Consider the following 19,983-nt stretch of genomic DNA (forward strand, 5'->3'; position numbering starts at 1 on the left):
GCCCTCCCACTGAATAAGTATCTCTACTTTACAACTTTTGTTGTCTCTATACAACTAACCGACTGGTCAGGCAGTTTACAGGGGCTGGTCAGTCTTGACAATATTCCATTGACATTTGTTAACACATGCCATAGAAGCTTTTTCCCGCCGGCCGCCACGCTAATCACCCAAAGGCACGTCCGGTTATGTATAATTGCTGGATGCGCGATCGCTCAACGGCCGTCGCATAGTAACCAGGCTTCTCGGAAACAAGGACACAGATCATGGCCACCCCCAGCAGCAAAAAAACCCTCATGACGCTCTACTCCAGCAACGATTGTGTCTTCGCGCACCGTGTGCGTTTCGTGCTGGAAGAGAAAGCTATGGAATATCAAACCATCGACGTCGATCTCGGCAACCGGCCCGAAGACCTTGCGGAACTCAATCCCTACAACCAGGTGCCGACCTTGGTGGATCGCGATCTTGCCATTCACGAATCGGTCCTGATCATGGAGTACCTAGACGAGCGGTTCCCCCATCCGCCACTGATTCCGGTAGACCCCATATCCCGCGCCAAGGTGCGCCTGGGTCTCCTGCGCTTCGACCGTGACTGGTTTGCGCCGCTCTTTCAGCCCGGCTACGGTGCCGAGCAGGTCAAAACCGCCAAGGAGCAGATTCGCAGCACCCTCGCCGGGCTGAACAGCATCTTCAGCCAGCAGCGTTACCTCTTTGGTGATGACCTTTCGGTGCTTGACTGTGCTATCGCCCCCCTCCTGTGGCGCATGCCGGTACTGGACATCTCTCTGCCTGCCGCAGCCCGCGCCACTCAGAATTATATGGATCGCATCTTCAGCATGGAAAGCTTCAAACGCAGCCTGACGCCTGCCGAGAAGGCCATGCGCTGACATGAACATCGATCTCGGCCATTTCCAGAGTCTGCCCGAGGGACTCTTTGCACGCTGTGCCCGCGCTCCCGGCGGGACCATCGCCCTGCAACGACTGGGCGATGCTTTTCGGCCGATGACCGCAGCAGCCTTCGTCGGACATGTACGGGCACGGGCACGGGGACTTCTGCACCTGGGGGTGCGCCGGGGCGAGCGGGTCATTCTGATGGCCCCCAACTCCGTGGACTGGGCCATCATGGATTTTGCCATTCTCAGCGTTGGCGCCATTACCGTCCCTCTCTACCCGACATTCAGCCCGCGCGAGATTCACTTTGTGCTGGGTGACAGCGGCGCCGGGTTGATGCTGCTGGAAGGCGCCGGGGAGTGGCAACGACTGGGGGGCGAGGGGGGCTGGGGCGTGGCCGACGACCGTATCCTGCTGCGCGATACGACGGCCGCGCAGAACGCCGGCCTGCGCCATTGGGCATCGCTGGAGGACGAGGGAGCAACCGTACCGAATAGCGGGCTGGAAGAACGTCTGGCGGGCTTGCAGCGCCAGCAAACCGCCACCATCGTCTACACTTCCGGGACGACGGGTTGGCCCAAGGGCGTTATGCTCAGTCACGGCAACATCCTCAGTAACGTCGAAGGCTTTCTGCCGCTGGTACCGTTGCATGCTGGACAACGCCTGCTTTCCATACTGCCCCTGTCTCATGTCTTTGAACGCGGTACCGGGCATTTCGGCGCCTACCTGCTGGGCCTGGAAGTAGCCTACGCGGAGCGCCCGGACACCGTGCTCCGCGACATGGCCACGTCGCATCCGGATATAGTGGTCGCCGTGCCGCGCGTTTTTCAACTACTCTATGGCCGGGTACGACGAGGTATCGAAGACCGGCCGGGCCTGCTCGGACGTTTTCTGCGCCGGGGGGCGGGGCTCGATCCGCAGGGACGTCCGGCGAAGCGCTGGCAACGTTCCCTTACCCGCCGCCTGCTGATCCGCAGCCTCCGCAGAAAACTGGGCGGGCACCTGCGCTTCTTCGTCTCCGGCGGCGCGCCGCTGGACGCCGGGATCACCCGCTTCTTCATGGACCTGGGATTGCCCATTGTGGAAGGGTACGGCATGACCGAAGCGAGTCCGGTGATCGCCGCCAATCCACTGGAAGCCATTCATCCGGGAACCGTGGGGCGATTCCTGCCCAATCTCGAGGGGCGCATGGCCGCAGATGGCGAAATCCTGGTGCGCGGCCCGTCCGTCATGCTGGGCTACTGGAACAACGAGAGTGCGACGGGCGAGGCACTGGTAGACGGCTGGTTGCACACCGGCGACGTGGGCAGTCTGGACCCGGACGGTTACCTGCGAATCAGCGACCGCAAGAAAGACCTGATCGTCAACTCCGCCGGCGAGAATATCCCCCCGCAAAAAATCGAGATGCGGCTGATGGCACAAGCGCTGATCGAACAGGCCATCGTCTTCGGTGACCGAATGCCCTATCTTGTGGCGCTCATCTTTCCCAATCAGGAAGTCCTCAAGGCGCGTGTCGGTGACCACGCGGACGAAGCCGCCATCCGCAATGCCATCCATAAGGCCATCACGACCGCCCTCGCCGATCTGCCCTCCCATGAACAGGTGAAGCGTTTCGCCCTGCTGCCGGAAGCACTGAGTGAAAGCAATGGCGAACTGACGCCCACCCTCAAAGTGAAACGGCGCGTCGTCGCCGAGCGTTACGCCGCTCTGCTGACGCAAATGGACAGCGGCAAGGGCTGATCACCATGCGCCTCGAACCACCTGCCGCGCTGACACCCGTTCTCACGGCTCTGCAGCGGGCCGGGGCAGAAGTCCTGGTGGTGGGCGGCACGCCGCGGGATGCACTGCTGGGCATGGCCACCCACGACTGGGATCTGGAAATTTACGGGTTGAGCGAGGCACGCCTGAGCGAGTGTCTGCTGCCTTTTGGCGCTCATCGGGTAGGCGGCCGCTGCGCGGTGTGGGTGGTAGCGGGTGCGGAGATTGCCCTGCCCCAGGCCCAAGGCGGGCGTATCGACCCCCACCTGCCCTGGGAGATCGCCGCACAGCGGCGAGATTTTTCGGTCAACGCCCTGGTCTGGGACTGGCGGACGCAGCGTCTGCTGGACCACTTTGGCGGGGTGGACGACCTCCACGCCCGGCGGCTGCGCGCGGTGTCGGCGAATAGTTTCGGCGAGGATCCCCTGCGCGTTTTCCGCGCCGCCCGACTGGCGGGGCAGCTCGGATTTTCCATTGAAGCCCAGACTGCCGCCCTCTGCCGCCAACTGGCGCCCCGCCTCCAGCAGGTCCCCGGGGAACGTCTGCGCAAGGAGTGGGAGGCGCTGCTTCTGCGCGGCCAGCACTTGATCCGGGCATGGGATAGTCTTGCCCTTACCGGAGCGGTCACCCGATTCCCCGAACTTCAAGCCTTGCAGGCCGTACCTCAGCGTCCCGATGCCCATCCGGAAGGCGACGTATGGATACATACGGGGCGAGTACTGGCTGCTGCCGGCCAACTACGCAGGGGCGACCGGTCGCGCGATATCATCCTCATGCTCGGCGCCCTGCTGCACGATCTCGGCAAAGCCAGCACCACCCGGCGCGATCCTCAGGGTCGCTGGCGCGCCTTCGGGCATGAACGAGCACGCACCGCCGCCGAGTCTTTTCTCGGCCGCTATTTTCCGGGCACACACCTCAGCCACCAGATACTGCCGGTCATTCGCTGGCACGGCGCTCCCTACGCCCTGTACCGCGATGGCGCCGGGCGTGCCGCCTATGCCCACCTTGCGCTGCAGGTTCCTGACCTTTCCTTACTGCTCGATGTCGCCGCGGCGGATGCGCGCGGGGCAGGCAGGGAGCACCCACCGGCCATAGACACCGCCCGCAGGCTCTGGCAGGAGATGAATGCCTGGCCCCGTCTGCCGAAACCATTGCTGAAGGGGCCTGACCTGATGGCACTGGGACTCGCCCCCGGACCGCAGTTGGGCAAGGCGCTGGCCCTTGCCCACGAACTACAGATCGTGGGTGCTTGCCATGACCGCGAGCGCCTGATGGCGGAACTGCGCCGACGTCTGCCCGAGCTCAGTCTCCGAGGCGACCGTGTTTATGGACTGCGGTCGCGTTCCCCCAATGGCTGACGTCCGGCACCTGCACTCCCACCCACCAGTACGACGCAACACTGTCCTGCCCATGGCCACCGACGAGGCTTTGCCCTGGCGCCAGATAGACATGCTCCACCAGATTCCGGGCCTCCTCACGGCTCCGGAAAACGGACCACGCGACCACCCGTTCCATCGGTGCCGTTGATGGCACTTCCCTTGATTCGTCGAGAAAACTATCGTTGATCATGTCATTTCGCTCCTTTCCACAGACCCGCACTGAACGGCGTCCTGCCGCGACCTACACCGGCGCACCCCAGCGTAATGAAGTATAGTGCGGTAATCCGGCTCCACGTTTTTCTTCTGACAAGAGGGTTCAAAACGCGTATGATCCGCGACGGAGTGGGCCAGACGACCGCCGCGGAGCAATCCGGGGAGGAAAGTCCGGGCTCCACAGGGCAAGGCGCCGGCTAACGGCCGGGAGGCGTGAGCCTACGGAAAGTGCCACAGAAAATATACCGCCAAAGCGCGTAAGCGCCGGTAAGGGTGAAAAGGTGCGGTAAGAGCGCACCGCATTTCCGGCGACGGAAATGGCAGGGAAAACCCCGCCTGGAGCAAGACCAAATAGGCGTGCGATACCGTGGCCCGCGGTGCATGCGGGTAGGTTGCTGGAGCCTGCGCGTAAGTTCAGGCCTAGAGGAATGGTCGTCCACGACAGAACCCGGCTTATCGGCCCACTCCAATTTTTACCACATGCCGCGCGCCATCCCCACAGTGCCCGTGGCACCATTGAAAACGCCAATTAAAATAAGCCTGATAGAGTGTGTTCCGCAAATGGTGCCCACGCATTCCCTACCTTGGGGAGTCCTCCCTGCCCTATATTTTGCGCCATATAATCCGACAATTGCGGAAACCCCTTCAAGTGCTTTGTTTACTCTTTATAAACACGCTCTAACATGCCGTAATTATTCGCGTTTTTTCCTTGACAGCGGGCGGCCTTCCCTCTAATCTTCAAAGTGTGGGGCAAAGTGGGTTGAAGTGGAAGATTTTGGAGGAAGCATACAGACATGTTTAGGGGAACCCATCGGCACAGTCTGGACAGCAAAGGACGCATGAGTGTCCCGGCACGCTTCCGCGACTGGCTCAGCGCCCACTGCGATGGTCAACTGGTCGTCACCATTGACGCCCAGAGCCAGAAAGGAGAACGCTGCCTGGTGGCCTACCCCTTGCCCACCTGGGAAAAGGTGGAACGCCGTATCGCAGAACTCCCCAGCAACAACCCCGCAGCCCGGCAGTTCCAGCGTCTTTTTGTGGGACAATCCGAAGAACTTCGCCTGGACGCCCAGGCCCGTATCCTGCTCTCTCCCAACTTGCGCAAATTTGCGGAACTCGACAAGGAACTGGTACTGGTCGGTCAGATCGACAAGTTTGAAATCTGGGATGCCGCACGCTGGGATGCCTGCCAGGAAATCTGGCTGTCCGGTGCGGATGGTTTTGCCAGCTTGGGGGATCTGATCCTGTGAGGAGCGCAAATGATCCGGATGCAACCCATGTTGCCGTGCTTCTGGCAGAAACCATCGTCGCCCTGCGTCCCGCGCTCCATACTGGCGCCACCGTACGCTGCGTCGATGCCACCGGTGGTCGGGGCGGCCATAGCGCGGCGCTGCTGGCGGAACTCGGCGCGGCGGACACTCTACTCATCCTTGACCGCGACCCGAGCGCCATCGCCGCATTGCGCGCGCGCTTCGCGCAGGATTCCCGGGTATATATCCGCCAGGCGCGCTTCAGCCAGTTGGCCGAAGTGCTTGCTGCGCTGGAGTGGGAGCAAGTGGACGCCATCCTCGCTGATCTCGGCGTGTCCTCTCCGCAATTGGATGAGGCAGCGCGCGGCTTCAGTTTCCTGCGCGATGGCCCCCTCGATATGCGTATGGACCCGGGGGCAGACAGGAGTGCGGCAGAGTGGCTGGCGACTGCGACGGAAGCAGATATGACGCGGGTATTGCGCGAGTACGGCGAAGAACGTTTTGCTCGCCCCATCGCCCGCGCCATCCTGCGCGCCCGGGAACAGGCGCCCATTACCAGAACCCTGCAACTGGCGGAGCTGATCGCCCAGGTACTGCCCCGGCACGAAACCGGACAGCATCCGGCGACCCGCAGTTTTCAGGGCATCCGCATTTTCATCAACCGCGAACTGGAAGAACTGGAGGCCTTTCTTCCTCAGGCCATGAATGCGTTACGCGCCGGGGGCCGGCTGGCGGTCATCAGCTTTCACTCCCTGGAAGACCGTCTGGTGAAACGTTTTTTCCGCGCCGACGATTATCGTATCAGTGCTGATATCCCTCTGCGCGCCAGCGAACTTCCGCCCCTGCCATGGCATCCGGCAGGCAAGGCGCTGCGTGCCGGTCCCCAGGAAACTCACGACAACCCCCGCTCCCGCTCTGCTGTACTGCGGGTTGCCGAAAGGAGTGAACGTCATGCGGCGTAGCACCATCATTCTCGCCCTGCTGATTACCGCCTCGCTATTCGGCATCGTCGCGGCGCGGCAAAATACCCGTAGCCAGTTCATTGCGTTACAGGAGGCCCAGGCCAGACATTTTGCCCTGGACAACCGCTGGGGTCAGCTGGAGCTGGAGCAGGCGACGCTCGCCTCCAATGCCCGTGTAGGCGATATCGCCCGCCAGAAGCTTGGGCTTTCTGCCCCCAAAAGCAATCAGATCATCATGGTCAGAACACGATGACCCAGCCCGGCGCGCCACTCCTCCCGCTCCCAACCGTCATGCTCCCCGCATGGCGGGCTACGGCGTTGTGGGTGACCGTCGCGCTGGGTCTGGCAGCGGTGATGGCGGAAGCCTGGCAGGCACAGGTGGAGCGCGGCCCATTTCTGCGCAGCCAGGGTGCCCAGCGTTATCTGCGACACTTTGCCCTGCCGGCGCAGCGCGGTGCTGTTCTGGATCGTTCCGGCAAACCACTGGCGCTGTCCGTCCCGGTACAAACCCTCTGGGTAGATCCCCGGTTGTTTAACGCCCAGCGGGCGCAGTGGCCACAGATTGCATCCCTGCTGGGGGTCGGCGCAGCGACCCTCGCCACCCGAATCCATAGCGGCGGCAGCCGGTTCGCCTTCCTCGCCCGGCAGATCGCTCCGGAACGTGCCGCTGCCATTCTCGCCCTGCATGTACCTGGCTTATATAACTTCAACGAAAATCGGCGTTACTATCCGTCCGGCAGCATCGCCGCGCCGTTGCTCGGCTTCACCAATGTGGACGGGCGCGGCATCGAAGGGCTGGAACTGGCATACGATCAGTGGCTGCGGGGGAAGGCGGGGGAAGAAACCGGGCTGCGCGACAATCTGGGGCATCCCCTGGCGATCCTGGGCACAGCCCGGCCGGCACAGCCCGGTCAAACGCTGACCCTGAGTATCGACCGCAATATCCAGTATGTGGCTTACACGGCTCTCGCCTCGGCCGTTCAGCGTTTTCAGGCACGCTCTGGAGCGGCGGTGCTCATGAATGTACGCACGGGCGAAATCCTGGCCATGGCCAGCTATCCCTCGTTCAACCCCAATGATCGTGGGGACTTTCAGCCCAGCCTCTATAACAACCGGGCTGTCGCCGACACGTTGGAACCCGGCTCGGTGATGAAGCCCTTCACCATCGCTGCTGCGCTGGATGATGGCAGCATCCAGGCCGATTCCACGTTTGATGTGGACACCAACTGCTTCCGGGTGGCCCATTATTGTATTCAGGATGATGTCCGCCACGGCACTCTCGACCTCGCGCAGGTGCTCAAGTATTCCAGCAACATTGGGGCAGCGAAGATTTCCCTGCGCACGCCACCTGCCGATCTCTACCGGATGCTGCGCAATGCCGGTTTCGGACAGGTGAGCGGCTTGGGCCTGCCCGGGGAGGCGGGCGGTACCGTTCCCGCCTGGCAGGGTTGGGACGTTGCGCGACGCGCGGCCATGGCTTATGGTTACGGCCTCTCGGTCACGCCTTTGCAACTCGCGGCGGCGTACGGCGCCATCGCCAACAACGGGGTCTACGTCCAGCCCACCCTGCTGCGCAATACCCCCTCGCACAGTCAGCAAATCATGCCGGCCGCCACCGCAGCACGTCTGCGCGACTGGCTCACGGGGGTGACCGGCCGGGGCGGCACCGGCTTTCTCGCCGCGATTCCCGGCTATTCGGTGGCCGGGAAAACGGGTACCTCCATCATGGCGAATGGCAAGGGCGGCTTTCATAAGCATCAGGTGAATACCACCTTTGTCGGCTTCGCTCCCGCACGCAATCCGCAATTTGTCATGGCGGTAGTGGTGCGTGGACCAACTCGGGGATGGCGTTATGGTGGCGTGGTCGCCGCGCCGGTATTTCGGGTAACCATGGGCACCGCGCTGCACCAAATGGGCGTACAGCCCGATGTCGGGGCCGAGGGCTGGAACGCCGCCGCAGGGAAAGCCATGACGGCGGAACAGGAGCGGCGCTGGGCCGAGGGGGCTGGTGATGCCGCACACTGAGATGCTTGCCCGCCTGCTGCCAACCGCTCCTGCCGCCCTGGCGGGAATTGCCCTGCAGGGGATTGAAACCGATACTCGTCGCCTGCGACCCGGCATGCTCTATGTCGGGCTGAACACCCGTCATGGCGATGGGCAGCAATTTTTGCAACAGGCGTGGGCGGCGGGTGCGGCCGCTGCCCTGTTGGAGAGCAGTGACGAGCACGTGCATGGCGAACAGGGTCATCCCGTCTGGCAAAGTCCGCAGGCACGAGCCCTGCTCGGCATGGCTCTGCGCCGCTGGTACCGCTGGGACGAGGGTCAGGCGCCCGTCATCGTTGGCGTGACCGGCACCAACGGCAAGAGCAGCGTGACCCGCCTCATTGCCGAGCTCGCCCCGCAGCCGGCCATGATCATCGGCACCCTCGGCTATGGCCGCGTCGATGCGCTGATCTCCCACGCCAACACCACACCAGACCCGGTCCCTTTGTGGCAGACCATGGCCACCCTGCGCGATCAGGGCGCCAAGGTCATCGCCATGGAAGTCTCCTCCCATGCCCTCGCCCTGGAACGGGTGGCAGCAGTACCCTTTGCCGCCGCCGTATTCACCAATCTCAGTCGGGACCACCTCGATTTTCACGGGGATATGCTGCGCTACGGTGCCAGCAAAACCCGTCTCTTCCAGACCCCAGGCCTCCGCCTGGCCGTATTGAACGGTGATGATGCATTCACCGGGCAGATCGCTGCTGCCGTGGCGCCGGAAGTCCGGCAGCTACGCTTCGGGGTGGGGAGTGTAGACTACCAGGCGGTCGCGTTGCACCCTGGCGCCAGCGGTACCCTGCTCGACCTGCGGACCCCTGCAGGTTCGCGGCGCATACGCAGCCCCCTGATCGGTAACAGCAATGTTCAGAATCTGCTGGCCGCGCTGGCGACCGCCGAAGCTATGGGCTGGCCGGTCAGCGATGCAGCCATTGCTGGACTCGACCTGCCGGAAGGTCGTTATCAGCGTCTGGCTCCGGTCCCCGGCAAGGCGCAGGTGATGATCGACTATGCCCATACCCCCGACGCGCTGCAGCGAGTGCTGACCGACCTGCGCGAAGTCGCCAAAGGCGCCGTGACTGTGGTCTTTGGCTGCGGCGGTGACCGGGATCGTGGCAAACGACCGGAAATGGGACGGATAGCCGAACGCCTTGCCGACCACGTCATTCTCACCGACGACAACCCGCGCAGCGAAGCGCCCGAGGCTATCGCCAACGACATCCTGGGCGGTATGGAACAGCCCGGTCGGGCTATGGTGATTCATGACCGCGCGGCGGCCATCCGGGCCGCCATCACCGCATCGCAGGCGGGGGATTGGGTGCTCATCGCCGGTAAGGGACACGAGCGCACCCAGGAGATCATGGGACAGCGCCAACCCGTTCCGCGGGACCGCGACGTCGCCACGGAGGTACTGCGCGTATGATCCGCTATTCGCTGAAGGAAATAGCTGATATTACCGGCGGCGCGCTGTTGCCCGGCAGCGATGGCAGCCAGATGATTCAGGGTGTCACTACGGACAGCCGTGAGGTGCTGAGCGGACAACTTTTCGTGGCCTTGCGCGGCACGCGGTGCAATGGCGCGGACTTCGTACCCGGTGCCATCGCACAGGGTGCCGGAGGCGCGCTGGTGGATATCCCGGTGGCGGCACCGGGTGTCCTGGTGAGGGATACCCTGGTCGCGTTGCAGACACTGGCCGCCCACTGGCGGCGGCGTTTCAGCTTGCCGCTGCTGGCAGTGACCGGCTCCTGCGGCAAAACTACGGTCAAAGAGGTACTCACCGCCATCCTTAACCAGTCCGGCCCGGTACTCGCCACTCGCGGCAATCAGAACAATCATGTCGGCGTGCCTCTGACGCTGGCCAGGCTCGGTCCCGAGCATCGCTACGCGGTGCTGGAAATGGGCATGAATCATCCCGGCGAACTCGCCCTCCTCAGCGGGCTGGCGCGGCCTACCCTGGCCCTGATCAACAATGCAGCCCCCGCGCATCTGGAAGGCCTCGGCAGCGTTGCCGCCATTGCCGCGGCCAAAGGCGAAATTCTCTCCGGTCTCGATAACCGCGGTCTCACCATCCTCAATGGCGACGATTCCTTCGCGGATTTCTGGGCGGAACGGGCGCCGGGCGAAGTCTGGCGCTTCAGTTTGGAACATCGCCCGACGCGGGTGCGCGGACACTGGCGCGCCCACGAACAGGGTGGCGGACATCTGGAGGTGCGCGCTCCGCAAGGGCAATTCACCCTGGAGATTCCCTTGCCCGGTCAACACAACGGCCGCAATGTCCTGGCGGCCACGACCGCGGCACTGGCGCTCGACATTCCCATTCCGCAGATTCAACGGGCGGTGGCCGGACTGCAAACCATTCCCGGACGTCTGCAGTGGCACTCCGGTCCGCACGGTAGCCGGATGCTGGATGACACCTACAACGCCAACCCCGCATCCCTGGAGGCTGCCCTGCGTGTGCTCGCCGCACAGCCGGGTCAACGCATTCTGGTTTTAGGCGACATGGGTGAACTGGGTCCCGAGGCCGCACTCTACCATCACCAGGCGGGGTTGCTGGCCCGCCAGCTCGGCGTTGAACGGCTTTACGCCTTGGGGCCTTTGGCGCAGGAAGCAGCCAATGCCTTCGGGACCAACGCCGAGGCATTCTCCGAATTACCTCCTCTGCTGGCCGCGATACGCCGTCGCCTGGATGAAGAAACGGTGGTGCTGATCAAAGGCTCCCGCGCCGCCCGAATGGAGCGTGTCGTGCAAGCCCTCGGCGGGGGGGATGCCTGATGCTTTACGCCCTCTTCATGCAGCTCGGCAGCCTCTATCACGGCTTTTACGTTTTTCAGTATCTGGCCCTGCGCGGCGTGCTCGCCACCCTCACCGCGCTGGTCCTTTCGCTGTTCATCGGCCCCTTCTTCATCGCCCGCCTGTGCCGCTACAAAATCGGTCAGATGGTTCGCAATGACGGTCCCGAAACCCATTTGATCAAGCAGGGTACGCCGACCATGGGCGGCGCGCTGATCCTGCTGGTGGTCATTTTGACAACTCTGCTCTGGTCGGATCTGGGCAACCCGCTGGTCTGGGTGGCGGTGCTCACCACCCTGGCCTTTGGGGCCATCGGTTTCGTCGACGACTGGCGCAAGCTGCGGCGCCAGAACAGCAAGGGGCTCTCGGCGCGGGCCAAATACGGCTTACAGTCGCTGGTGGCCTTTGCCGCGGGGGGGGTGCTCTATGCCCTGGCCAGCAATCCCGTGGAGACCAGCCTCATTCTGCCTTTTATACCGCATGTGTTGATCCCGATGGGTGCCGGCTTCATCGTCTTCAGTTATTTCGTGATTGTCGGCACCTCCAATGCGGTGAACCTGACCGACGGTCTGGACGGCCTGGCCATCGTCCCGACGGTCATGGTCGCCGGCGCACTGGGCGTATTTGCCTACGTTTCGGGCAACGCCGTCTTTGCCCGCTACCTAGACGTACCCTGGGTGCCGGGTTCCGGCCAGATGCTGATATTCTGCGGGGCACTGGTGGGTGCGGGGCTGGGTTTTCTATGGTTCAACACCTATCCGGCTGATGTTTTCATGGGCGATACCGGCGCTCTCGCGCTGGGTGCGGCACTGGCCATCGTCGCCATCGTCGCCCGTCAGGAACTGGTGCTATTCATCATGGGCGGCGTGTTCGTGGTAGAAACCTTGTCCGTCATCATTCAGGTAGCCTCCTTCCGGCTCACCGGCAAACGGGTCTTTCGCATGGCGCCCCTGCATCATCATTTTGAAAAAAAAGGCTGGCCCGAACCCCGGGTGGCGGTCCGTTTCTGGATCATCACCGTGATTCTGGTCCTCGTTGGCCTTTCCAGTCTGAAGATCCGCTGACATGGACATGAACGGGAAAAAGGCATACATCGTCGGCATGGGCAAGACGGGACACTCCCTCTTGCGTACGGCCCTGCGCCTGGGCGCTCATTGCCGAGTGGCCGACACGCGTCTGCTGCCAGACGCCGCCGACTTGCGGCGCCGTTATCCAGCAGTCGATTTTCATTTTGGTGACATGCCCGGGGACCTGTTTCTGGAGGCGGATATTGTTCTGCTCAGCCCAGGGCTGGCACCGTCGCTGCCCGCCCTTGTCAGCGCCAGACGGGCCGGCATTGAGATTATGGGCGATATCGAACTTTTTGGCCGAATCGCCCGGGCCCCCATCGTCGCGATCACCGGCAGCAATGGCAAAAGCACCGTCACCACCCTGGTGGGCGAAATGGCACGGGCCGCGGGGCTGCGCGCCGCCGTCGGCGGCAACCTCGGCACCCCCGCCCTCGACCTTCTGCCGGAAACAAGGCCCGAGCCCGATCTCTATGTCCTCGAACTTTCCAGCTTCCAGCTTGCGGCCTGCCAGGATTTCCACCCCCGCGCCGCCGCCATCCTCAACCTGAGCCCAGATCATCTGGACTGGCATGGTGACTATGCGGCCTATGGTGCCGCGAAAACCCGCATTTTCCGGGCGATGGGCGCAGGGGACACGCTGGTACTGAACGCCGGCGACACCTTTACGACCGCCCTGCCGTCCCAGGTCCCTGCGGGCGTACAGGTGCAGTTCTTTGGCGGCGTTGACGAACACGACGCCAGCATCGCCGGTGACCGGCTCTGCCTGCGTCGCGACGGTCCCCTGCTGGATTTCGATCAACTCCCGCTGCGCGGCGCGCATAACGCCGAAAATGCGCTGGCCGCCGCCTTGCTGGCCCGCGCGATGGCCATCCCTGTGACGGCCATCCGCCAGGCGTTGCGCACTTTTCCGGGCCTACCCCACCGCCTTGCCCGGATCGCCGAGGTCAACGGTGTGAGTTACTACGACGATTCCAAGGGCACCAACCTGGGCGCGACCCTCAAAGCCATGTCCGGCTTGCCGGGACCCCTGGTGATGATACTCGGCGGCGATGCCAAGGGGGCCGACCTGAGCCCCCTGCGGGAGGCCTGTCGCGGGCAGCGTGGCGCTGTCGTCCTCGGTAAGGACGGGGCACAGATCTCCGCCCTGCTCGCCGGAATACTGCCCGTCGAGAGTGCCCGGAACATGGCACAGGCTGTCGAGAAGGCGGCGGTGCTGGCGCAGCGCGGCGACCAGGTGCTGCTCTCGCCCGCCTGCGCCAGTACCGACATGTTTACCGATTATCAGGATCGCGGCCGTCAATTCGCCGTGGCGGTACGGGCCCTGACGGAGGATCTGGCATGACCAGGCCGAGCTGGTGGTTGGCGGAAGACGGGCCCGCAGACACGGTCCTGTGGTGGATCATCCTGATTTTGCTCGGCTTCGGCCTCATCATGGTGTACTCGGCCAGCGCCCCCATTGCCCAGCACGAAACCGGCAACCCTTTCTTTTTTGCGGAGCGGCAGGGCATCTACGCCAGCCTCGCCGCCGCCGTGCTTTATTATACCAGCCGCGTCGATCTGGACTTCTGGGAGCGCATCACGTTCCCACTGATGGGCATTTCTCTCATTGCCCTGGTCATGGTTTTTGTGCCATTCGTCGGGGTATCGGTAAATGGCTCCCACCGCTGGATCAATTTCCTGATCGTCCGCCTGCAACCTTCCGAGTTGCTGAAATTCGCCCTGCTGCTTTTCCTCGCCCGCTACGTGGTACGCAAGGGGGAGTTGCTGGGACGCATCAAGGAAGGTCTCTGGCCGATTTTCGTAGTGCTGGGTCTGCTGGGTCTGCTTTTACTCCTGCAACCGGATTTCGGCTCCTACGCGATGGTGGTGCTCCTTACCGGAGTGATGCTTTTCCTGGGTGGACTGCCCTTGGGTTACGTCCTCCTGGCCGGCATCGTGTCGGGTAGCGCCCTGGGGATTTTGGCCGTATCCGCGCCTTATCGCCTGGCCCGCATCACCACATTCCAGAACCCCTGGGCAGATCCCTACGGCGCCGGATTCCAGTTGGTGCAATCTCTCATTGCCTTTGGGCGTGGTGGCGTCTTCGGAGTCGGTCTGGGCGACGGAATCATGAAATATTTCTACCTGCCCGAGTCCTATACAGACTTCATTCTGGCGGTGATCGGCGAAGAGCTGGGTATGATCGGGGTGTGGTCCCTGGCGATTCTCTATGGCATCGCCAGCTGGAGGATCTACCGCGTCGGCCGGCGCGCGGCGGCGGCCGGGGATGCGTTCTTCGCTCTTTTCTGCTACGGCACACTGACCTGGTTTGGGGGCGAGGCGGTGATGTCCATGGGCGTGAATCTGGGCGCTTTACCGACCAAGGGTTTTGCCCTGCCCCTGATCAGTTACGGCGGCAGCGCCCTGGTCTTTCTCTGCGCCGCGCTGGGCGTCGTCCTCGGCGTCAGCCGCCGCTATCCGGCCGTACACAAGGGCTCGGTCGTGATCCGGGAGGAACTCCAGAATGGCTGACAGCGTCCTGATCGCAGCGGGTGGCACCGGAGGCCACGTCTTCCCGGCACTGGCGGTCGCCGATGCGCTGCGCGCCCAGGGGGCGGAGGTCGCTTTTGCAGGAACGGCCGCCGGGATGGAAGCACGCCTCGTGCCCGAGCGCGGCTACCCGTTACATACGCTGGATATGCAGGGCCTGCGCGGCAATGGCATCAGACGCTGGTTGCGCGCGCCTTGGCGAGTGGGCAGGGCCGTTCTGCAGGCACGCCGGATTTTGCGGCAGACCGGGAGCCAAGTGGTCCTGGGTATGGGGGGTTATGTCGCCGCGCCCGTCGGCATCGCCGCCTGGACCTTGGGTCGCCCGCTCTGTCTGCACGAGCAGAATGCCGTCGCCGGGCTCAGCAACCGTTTGCTGGCCCCACTGGCCAGGCGTATTTTTCTCGGCTTCCCCAGCGCCCGCCTGGCCCGGGGTGAGTGGGTGGGGAATCCGGTGCGCGAGGCTATTCGCGCCTTGCCGCTGCCACGGGAACGCTTCCACGACCGCAAAGGGCCGGTACGCCTGCTCATCATGGGCGGCAGCCAGGGTGCCAAGGGACTGAACGCAGTCAGTGCCGCCGCGCTGAGCGGTATGACCGCCGCCGAGCGTCCTGCCATCTGGCATCAGGCGGGCAGGGATCACGTGGAAAGCACGCAGGCGGCTTACGCGCGGGCCGGCATTGACGCTCGGGTAGAACCCTTTATAGAGGATATGGCGGCGGCGATGGGATGGGCCGATCTTGCCCTCTGCCGCGCCGGCGCCGCCACCATCGCCGAACTCGCCGCCGCTGGTCTCGGCGCCATCCTGATCCCCTTCCCCTTCGCCGTGGACGATCATCAGGCCGCCAACGCCCGTTTTCTGGAGGAGGCCGGTGCCGCCAGGATGCTGCGTCAGGAGGGACTGGACGCCCCGCAACTGCGCGATGTGCTGCGTCCCTTGCTGGCCGACCCGGAACTCCGCCTGCGCTGGGCAGAGGCGGCACGCCGGCAGGCCAAGGGCGACGCCGCCGCCACCGTTGCGGCAGCATGTATGGAATGCGTGGGAGGCACCGATGCGTAACTGGGTACGACAAATCCATATGGTCGGAATCGGCGGCAGCGGCATGCGCGGCATAGCCGAGGTACTGCTGAATCTCGGCTATGCCGTCTCCGGTTCTGATCTGCGGCCCGGCAATTCCACTTTGCGCCTGACGGATTTGGGGGCGCGGATTTTCAGCGGCCACGAAGCAGCCAATGTGCGCGGCGCCGATGTGGTCGTGATTTCTTCGGCCATTCCCGAAAGCAATCCCGAGGTGCAGGCCGCCCGCACGCTGCGCATCCCCGTCGTCCGCCGCGCCGAGATGCTGGCGGAGCTCATGCGCTTCAAGCAGGGCATCGCCATCGCCGGCACCCACGGCAAAACCACCACCACCAGCCTGGTGGCAAGCATTCTCGGCGCTGGCGGACTGGATCCCACCTTCGTCATCGGTGGCCGCCTGAAGAGTGCCGGCACCCATGCCGCCCTCGGCAGCGGTGAATATCTGGTGGCGGAAGCGGACGAATCCGATGCATCCTTCCTCTATCTCTCACCCGTCATGGCCGTCGTCACCAATATTGACGCCGATCACATGGAAACCTACGGCGGCAGCCTCGACAATCTGCGTGGCGCCTTCCTGCAATTTCTCCAGCGCCTGCCCTTCTACGGCCTCGCCGTCCTCTGCACCGATGAAGCCTTGGTCGCCGGCCTCATCCCCGAATTGCGCACCCCCGTGCTGCGCTACGGTTTCGGTGACGATGCGGATTTACAAGCGCGTGATGTCACCGTGCAGGGCATCGGCAGCCGCTTCGCCGTGTGGCGGCGGGTGGACAGCGACTATGTCCATTGGCTGGACGTAGAACTGGGCATCCCCGGCCGCCATAACGTCCTCAATGCCCTCGCCGCCATCGGTATCGCCAGCAAGGTGGGCATACCGGAATCCACCATTGCCGCTGCTCTGGCCGACTTTCGTGGGGTCGGCCGCCGCTTTGAGCTGGTCGGTACCTTCGCCGGCGTTACCGTGGTGGACGATTACGGCCACCACCCCCGGGAAATCGCCGCCACCATCGCCGCAGCCCGTTCCGTATGGCCGGAGCGGCCGCTGGTGGTAGCCTTTCAGCCCCACCGCTATAGCCGCACGCAAGCGCTCTTCGCTGATTTTGTCAGCAGTCTGGCGGCGGCGGACCGGGTGATTCTGACGGATATATATAGCGCCGGCGAAAAACCCCTGGCCGGCGTCACCGGCAGCGCCCTCGCCGAGGCCATGGCCGCCCAGGGCATAAGCGTCCGTTTTCTGCCCGACTTGCTGACCGCGCCGCAACAGCTCCGTGCCGAGCTTCCTGCCAATGCGGTGCTGCTGACCCTCGGGGCCGGCAGCATTGCCAGTCTGGCGGCACAATGGCCCCAGGTTTTTGGGGAGGACCCCTCATGATGCATGCCATTGGTGGCCGTCTGCGCCTGGGGGAACCCATGCATCGCCACACCAGTTGGCGGGTCGGCGGGCCGGCTGACCGCTTCTATCTGCCCGGCACACTGGAAGATTTGCAGGCTTTCCTGCAGCATTTCGCCACCGCCCCCATCACCTGGCTCGGGCTGGGTAGCAATGTGCTGGTGCGGGATGGCGGCCTGCGCGGTACCGTCATTTGCCTGGCCAACACCCTGGATGCCATCACCCTCGATGCGTCCGGCCTGATCCATGCTGGCGCCGGCGCCGGCGCCGTCAAGATTGCTCATTTCGCGGCCAAAGCCGGGCTTGCGGGCGCCGAATTCCTGGCCGGCATACCCGGCACCCTGGGCGGCTGCCTGACGATGAATGCGGGGGCCAACGACGGCGACACCTGGAGCCTGGTGGAATGGGCCGAGGTCCTGCACCCCGATGGCCGAGTGCAACGCCTGTCCCGCTCCGAGTTCCAGGTGGGTTATCGCGAGGTGCAGGGTCAGGGTGCTGCCTGCTTCATCGCCGCGGGATTGCGCCTGTCGCCCGCAGACAGCGACATCGTCCTGCAGCGCCTGCGCGCCTGGCAGGAACGCCGCGCCGCCACTCAGCCCCTGGAATGGCCGAGCTGCGGTTCCGTCTTCCGCAATCCGCCCGGCGATCATGCCGCCCGGCTCATCGAGGCGGCAGAGCTCAAGGGCCTGCGTTATGGGGACGCCGAAGTCAGCACCCAGCACGCCAATTTCATCATCAACCGCGGTGCCGCCCGCGCCGAAGAGATCGAGGCACTGGTGGCCAACGTACAACGAGAGGTCCGCAACCGCTTCGGCGTCGAACTTCAGCCAGAGATGCGGGTCATCGGGGAGGTGGCCGATGTCTGATTTGGCCCGCATAGCCGTACTTTATGGAGGTCCCTCCGGAGAGCGCGAAGTCTCTCTCGACAGCGGCCGCGCCGTGTTGCAAGCCTTGCAGGGGCTGGGTATGGATGCCGTCGGCGTCGACATCCAGCCGGCCATCCTCCAGCAGCAAATGGCCGAAAGCGGGGCGCAGATCGCCTTCAACGTCTGCCATGGCGCGGTAGGCGAAGACGGTCTGTTGCAGGCCTGCCTGGAAACTCTGGATATGCCCTACACCGGCAGCGGGGTCCTCGCCTCCGCGCTCGCCATGGATAAATGGCGCTGCAAGCAGCTCTGGCGAGCTGCCGGGTTACCGGTGACCGACGGCATCCTGCTGCATCGCGGCGGCCATACGCCCGATCTCGGCGCCCGCTTCGGCTGGCCCCTGTACATCAAGCCGAACCACGGTGGCTCCAGCCTCGGGGTCAGCAAAGTCTGCGGCCCGGCGGAATTGGATGCAGCCTTACAGTGCGCCTTCGCCATCGAGGAGGAAGTCCTCTGCGAGGGTGCCGTCATCGGTCACGAAGCCACCGTCGGCGTCCTCGATGGCCAAGCGCTGCCGCCGATCGTCATCGAAACGCCCCGGGCCTTCTATGACTACACCGCCAAGTATCTTGCCGACAATACCCGTTACCTCCTGCCCTCCGGCCTCGGCGCGCCACTGGACCAGCAGTTGCAGGCGCTTGCGCTCAGTGCCTTTGCCGAGCTCGGCTGCCGCGACTGGGGGCGGGTCGACTTCATGGTCGACGGCGATGGCCGACCCCATCTGCTGGAAGTCAACAGTGTACCCGGCATGACCAGCCACAGCCTGATTCCCATGGCCGCCAAAGCCACCGGCATAGGTTTCCCGGAATTATGCGCCGCCATACTGCGCACCGCGCAGAGGAGAGTGAAATATGGTTAGCGTCATGCGCGATTACCGTCATGGGCAGCAAGCGCAACATCCTGCCGCCACCCTCAGAAAACCGCCCAGACCCACAGCCGAGGCGGCCCCGCCCAAAGTACGCCGGGCCATTCCGTGGCGGCTTTATGGCCGCACGCTCTTTGGCGGAATCGGTATCAGCGCCCTCGCGTGGGGGGGCTGGATGGGCTGGAACTGGGTGCGTGAACCACAAGTCATGCCCATCAGCACCTTGACCATTTCCGGCATATCGGCGCGGATCCCGCTGCCCGAGGTGAACGCCGCCCTCAGACCCTACGTGGGTCAGGGTTTTCTCTGGATCCATCCGGATCAGGTGCGACGGGCAATCGACGCCCTCCCGTGGGTAGCGGATGCGGAAGTCCGCCGGGTCTGGCCCGACCGACTGCAGATCCAGATCAAATCCTACACACCCGTAGCCCGCTGGCTGTGCGGCGCGGGACAGATGGTGGATGGCCAGGGTCAGGTGTTCAGCGTCCCCCCCAGCAGATACCGGCAGGACTTCCGAACCTCGAAGGCCCGGCCGGCAGCGGTAGTGAACTGATCGCACAACTCGCCACTTTCAACGATATCGTCGCCCCGCTTGGCGTCAAGGTGACGTCCCTTCAGGAAGACCGACGCGGCGGCTGGCGCTGCATTCTCAGTAATCAGGTGCGCTTGCTGCTGGGCAGCGAAAACATCCTTCCCGCCTTAAAACGCTGGGTGGCCATCGCCCCCCAGGTCAAGGAATACCTCGTGCCGGGGGCCACCATGGACCTGCGCTACACCAACGGCTTTGCGGTCGCCATGCCCGCGGCGGCCACCGTCAGCAGTCAGTAACGGATCACCGATCCGAAGGAGCG

At 63.9% G+C, this 19,983-nt stretch carries 19 protein-coding genes and 1 other RNA gene; 19 read left to right on the top strand and 1 reads right to left on the bottom strand.

The window, feature by feature from the left end:
- Window positions 1-263: 263 nt before the first annotated feature.
- The 3 genes from AFERRID_RS05955 to AFERRID_RS05965 are packed head-to-tail and all read left to right on the top strand — an operon-like array spanning window position 264 to window position 4,004.
- Window positions 264-884: a glutathione S-transferase N-terminal domain-containing protein gene (locus AFERRID_RS05955; protein WP_113526287.1), complete on the top strand. Its 621-nt coding sequence runs from the start codon at window positions 264-266 to the stop codon at window positions 882-884.
- Window position 885: 1 nt separating this feature from the next.
- The gene (locus tag AFERRID_RS05960) at window positions 886-2,628 is read left to right on the top strand and encodes an AMP-dependent synthetase/ligase (protein WP_126604574.1); all 1,743 of its coding nucleotides are present in this window, start codon (window positions 886-888) and stop codon (window positions 2,626-2,628) included.
- Window positions 2,629-2,633: 5 nt separating this feature from the next.
- A complete protein-coding gene (locus tag AFERRID_RS05965) occupies window positions 2,634-4,004 on the top strand; it encodes an HD domain-containing protein (RefSeq protein ID WP_126604575.1) in 1,371 nt (456 codons plus the stop codon).
- Here the strand turns inward: AFERRID_RS05965 and AFERRID_RS05970 are convergent.
- Window positions 3,949-4,215 carry a hypothetical protein gene (locus tag AFERRID_RS05970; protein WP_113526284.1) on the bottom strand — a complete coding sequence of 89 codons (267 nt, stop codon included), beginning with the start codon at window positions 4,213-4,215 and terminating at the stop codon, window positions 3,949-3,951. The two genes, AFERRID_RS05965 and AFERRID_RS05970, sit on opposite strands and share 56 nt — an antisense overlap.
- Before the next feature lie 149 nt (window positions 4,216-4,364).
- On the opposite strand from AFERRID_RS05970, the gene rnpB reads away from it, so the two are divergent.
- From rnpB to AFERRID_RS15505, 16 genes are all read left to right on the top strand, one after another.
- Window positions 4,365-4,710, top strand: an RNA gene (rnpB, locus tag AFERRID_RS05975) — RNase P RNA component class A.
- A 322-nt stretch (window positions 4,711-5,032) separates the two neighbouring features.
- Window positions 5,033-5,488, top strand: coding sequence for a division/cell wall cluster transcriptional repressor MraZ (mraZ, locus tag AFERRID_RS05980; protein WP_113526283.1), 456 nt, complete (start codon window positions 5,033-5,035; stop codon window positions 5,486-5,488).
- Entirely contained in the window at window positions 5,485-6,450 is a 966-nt protein-coding gene (rsmH, locus tag AFERRID_RS05985) for a 16S rRNA (cytosine(1402)-N(4))-methyltransferase RsmH (protein WP_113526282.1), read from the top strand. Before mraZ ends, rsmH begins: the two co-directional genes overlap by 4 nt.
- Complete coding sequence (gene ftsL / locus AFERRID_RS05990; RefSeq protein WP_113526281.1) at window positions 6,440-6,703, top strand: cell division protein FtsL; 264 nt, start codon at window positions 6,440-6,442, stop codon at window positions 6,701-6,703. Before rsmH ends, ftsL begins: the two co-directional genes overlap by 11 nt.
- Window positions 6,700-8,475, top strand: coding sequence for a peptidoglycan D,D-transpeptidase FtsI family protein (locus AFERRID_RS05995; RefSeq protein WP_126604576.1), 1,776 nt, complete (start codon window positions 6,700-6,702; stop codon window positions 8,473-8,475). Before ftsL ends, AFERRID_RS05995 begins: the two co-directional genes overlap by 4 nt.
- Window positions 8,462-9,913 (top strand): UDP-N-acetylmuramoyl-L-alanyl-D-glutamate--2,6-diaminopimelate ligase, encoded by a 1,452-nt coding sequence (locus tag AFERRID_RS06000; RefSeq protein WP_126604577.1) that lies wholly within the window; start codon window positions 8,462-8,464, stop codon window positions 9,911-9,913. The genes AFERRID_RS05995 and AFERRID_RS06000 overlap by 14 nt, the downstream gene beginning before the upstream one ends.
- Window positions 9,910-11,262 (top strand): UDP-N-acetylmuramoyl-tripeptide--D-alanyl-D-alanine ligase, encoded by a 1,353-nt coding sequence (locus AFERRID_RS06005; protein ID WP_113526278.1) that lies wholly within the window; start codon window positions 9,910-9,912, stop codon window positions 11,260-11,262. The genes AFERRID_RS06000 and AFERRID_RS06005 overlap by 4 nt, the downstream gene beginning before the upstream one ends.
- Window positions 11,262-12,344, top strand: coding sequence for a phospho-N-acetylmuramoyl-pentapeptide-transferase (gene mraY / locus AFERRID_RS06010; RefSeq protein WP_126604578.1), 1,083 nt, complete (start codon window positions 11,262-11,264; stop codon window positions 12,342-12,344). Before AFERRID_RS06005 ends, mraY begins: the two co-directional genes overlap by 1 nt.
- A 1-nt stretch (window position 12,345) precedes the next feature.
- A complete protein-coding gene (gene murD / locus AFERRID_RS06015; RefSeq protein WP_113526276.1) occupies window positions 12,346-13,692 on the top strand; it encodes a UDP-N-acetylmuramoyl-L-alanine--D-glutamate ligase in 1,347 nt (448 codons plus the stop codon).
- Window positions 13,689-14,861 (top strand): putative lipid II flippase FtsW, encoded by a 1,173-nt coding sequence (gene ftsW / locus AFERRID_RS06020; RefSeq protein WP_113526275.1) that lies wholly within the window; start codon window positions 13,689-13,691, stop codon window positions 14,859-14,861. The genes murD and ftsW overlap by 4 nt, the downstream gene beginning before the upstream one ends.
- Window positions 14,854-15,936 carry an undecaprenyldiphospho-muramoylpentapeptide beta-N-acetylglucosaminyltransferase gene (gene murG, locus AFERRID_RS06025; protein ID WP_126604579.1) on the top strand — a complete coding sequence of 361 codons (1,083 nt, stop codon included), beginning with the start codon at window positions 14,854-14,856 and terminating at the stop codon, window positions 15,934-15,936. The genes ftsW and murG overlap by 8 nt, the downstream gene beginning before the upstream one ends.
- Before the next feature lie 19 nt (window positions 15,937-15,955).
- A complete protein-coding gene (murC, locus tag AFERRID_RS06030) occupies window positions 15,956-17,323 on the top strand; it encodes a UDP-N-acetylmuramate--L-alanine ligase (protein ID WP_404813651.1) in 1,368 nt (455 codons plus the stop codon).
- Window positions 17,320-18,207, top strand: coding sequence for a UDP-N-acetylmuramate dehydrogenase (gene murB, locus AFERRID_RS06035; protein WP_113526272.1), 888 nt, complete (start codon window positions 17,320-17,322; stop codon window positions 18,205-18,207). The genes murC and murB overlap by 4 nt, the downstream gene beginning before the upstream one ends.
- On the top strand, window positions 18,200-19,126 hold the full coding sequence (locus tag AFERRID_RS06040; RefSeq protein WP_113526271.1) for a D-alanine--D-alanine ligase: 927 nt from the start codon (window positions 18,200-18,202) through the stop codon (window positions 19,124-19,126). The genes murB and AFERRID_RS06040 overlap by 8 nt, the downstream gene beginning before the upstream one ends.
- Window positions 19,119-19,685, top strand: a complete 567-nt coding sequence (locus AFERRID_RS06045; RefSeq protein WP_232027810.1) for a cell division protein FtsQ/DivIB — start codon at window positions 19,119-19,121, stop codon at window positions 19,683-19,685. Before AFERRID_RS06040 ends, AFERRID_RS06045 begins: the two co-directional genes overlap by 8 nt.
- Window positions 19,571-19,960, top strand: a complete 390-nt coding sequence (locus tag AFERRID_RS15505) for a cell division protein FtsQ/DivIB (protein ID WP_232027812.1) — start codon at window positions 19,571-19,573, stop codon at window positions 19,958-19,960. The genes AFERRID_RS06045 and AFERRID_RS15505 overlap by 115 nt, the downstream gene beginning before the upstream one ends.
- The last annotated feature ends 23 nt before the right edge of the window (window positions 19,961-19,983 follow it).

The organism is Acidithiobacillus ferridurans, assembly GCF_003966655.1.
GTDB lineage: Bacteria > Pseudomonadota > Gammaproteobacteria > Acidithiobacillales > Acidithiobacillaceae > Acidithiobacillus > Acidithiobacillus ferridurans.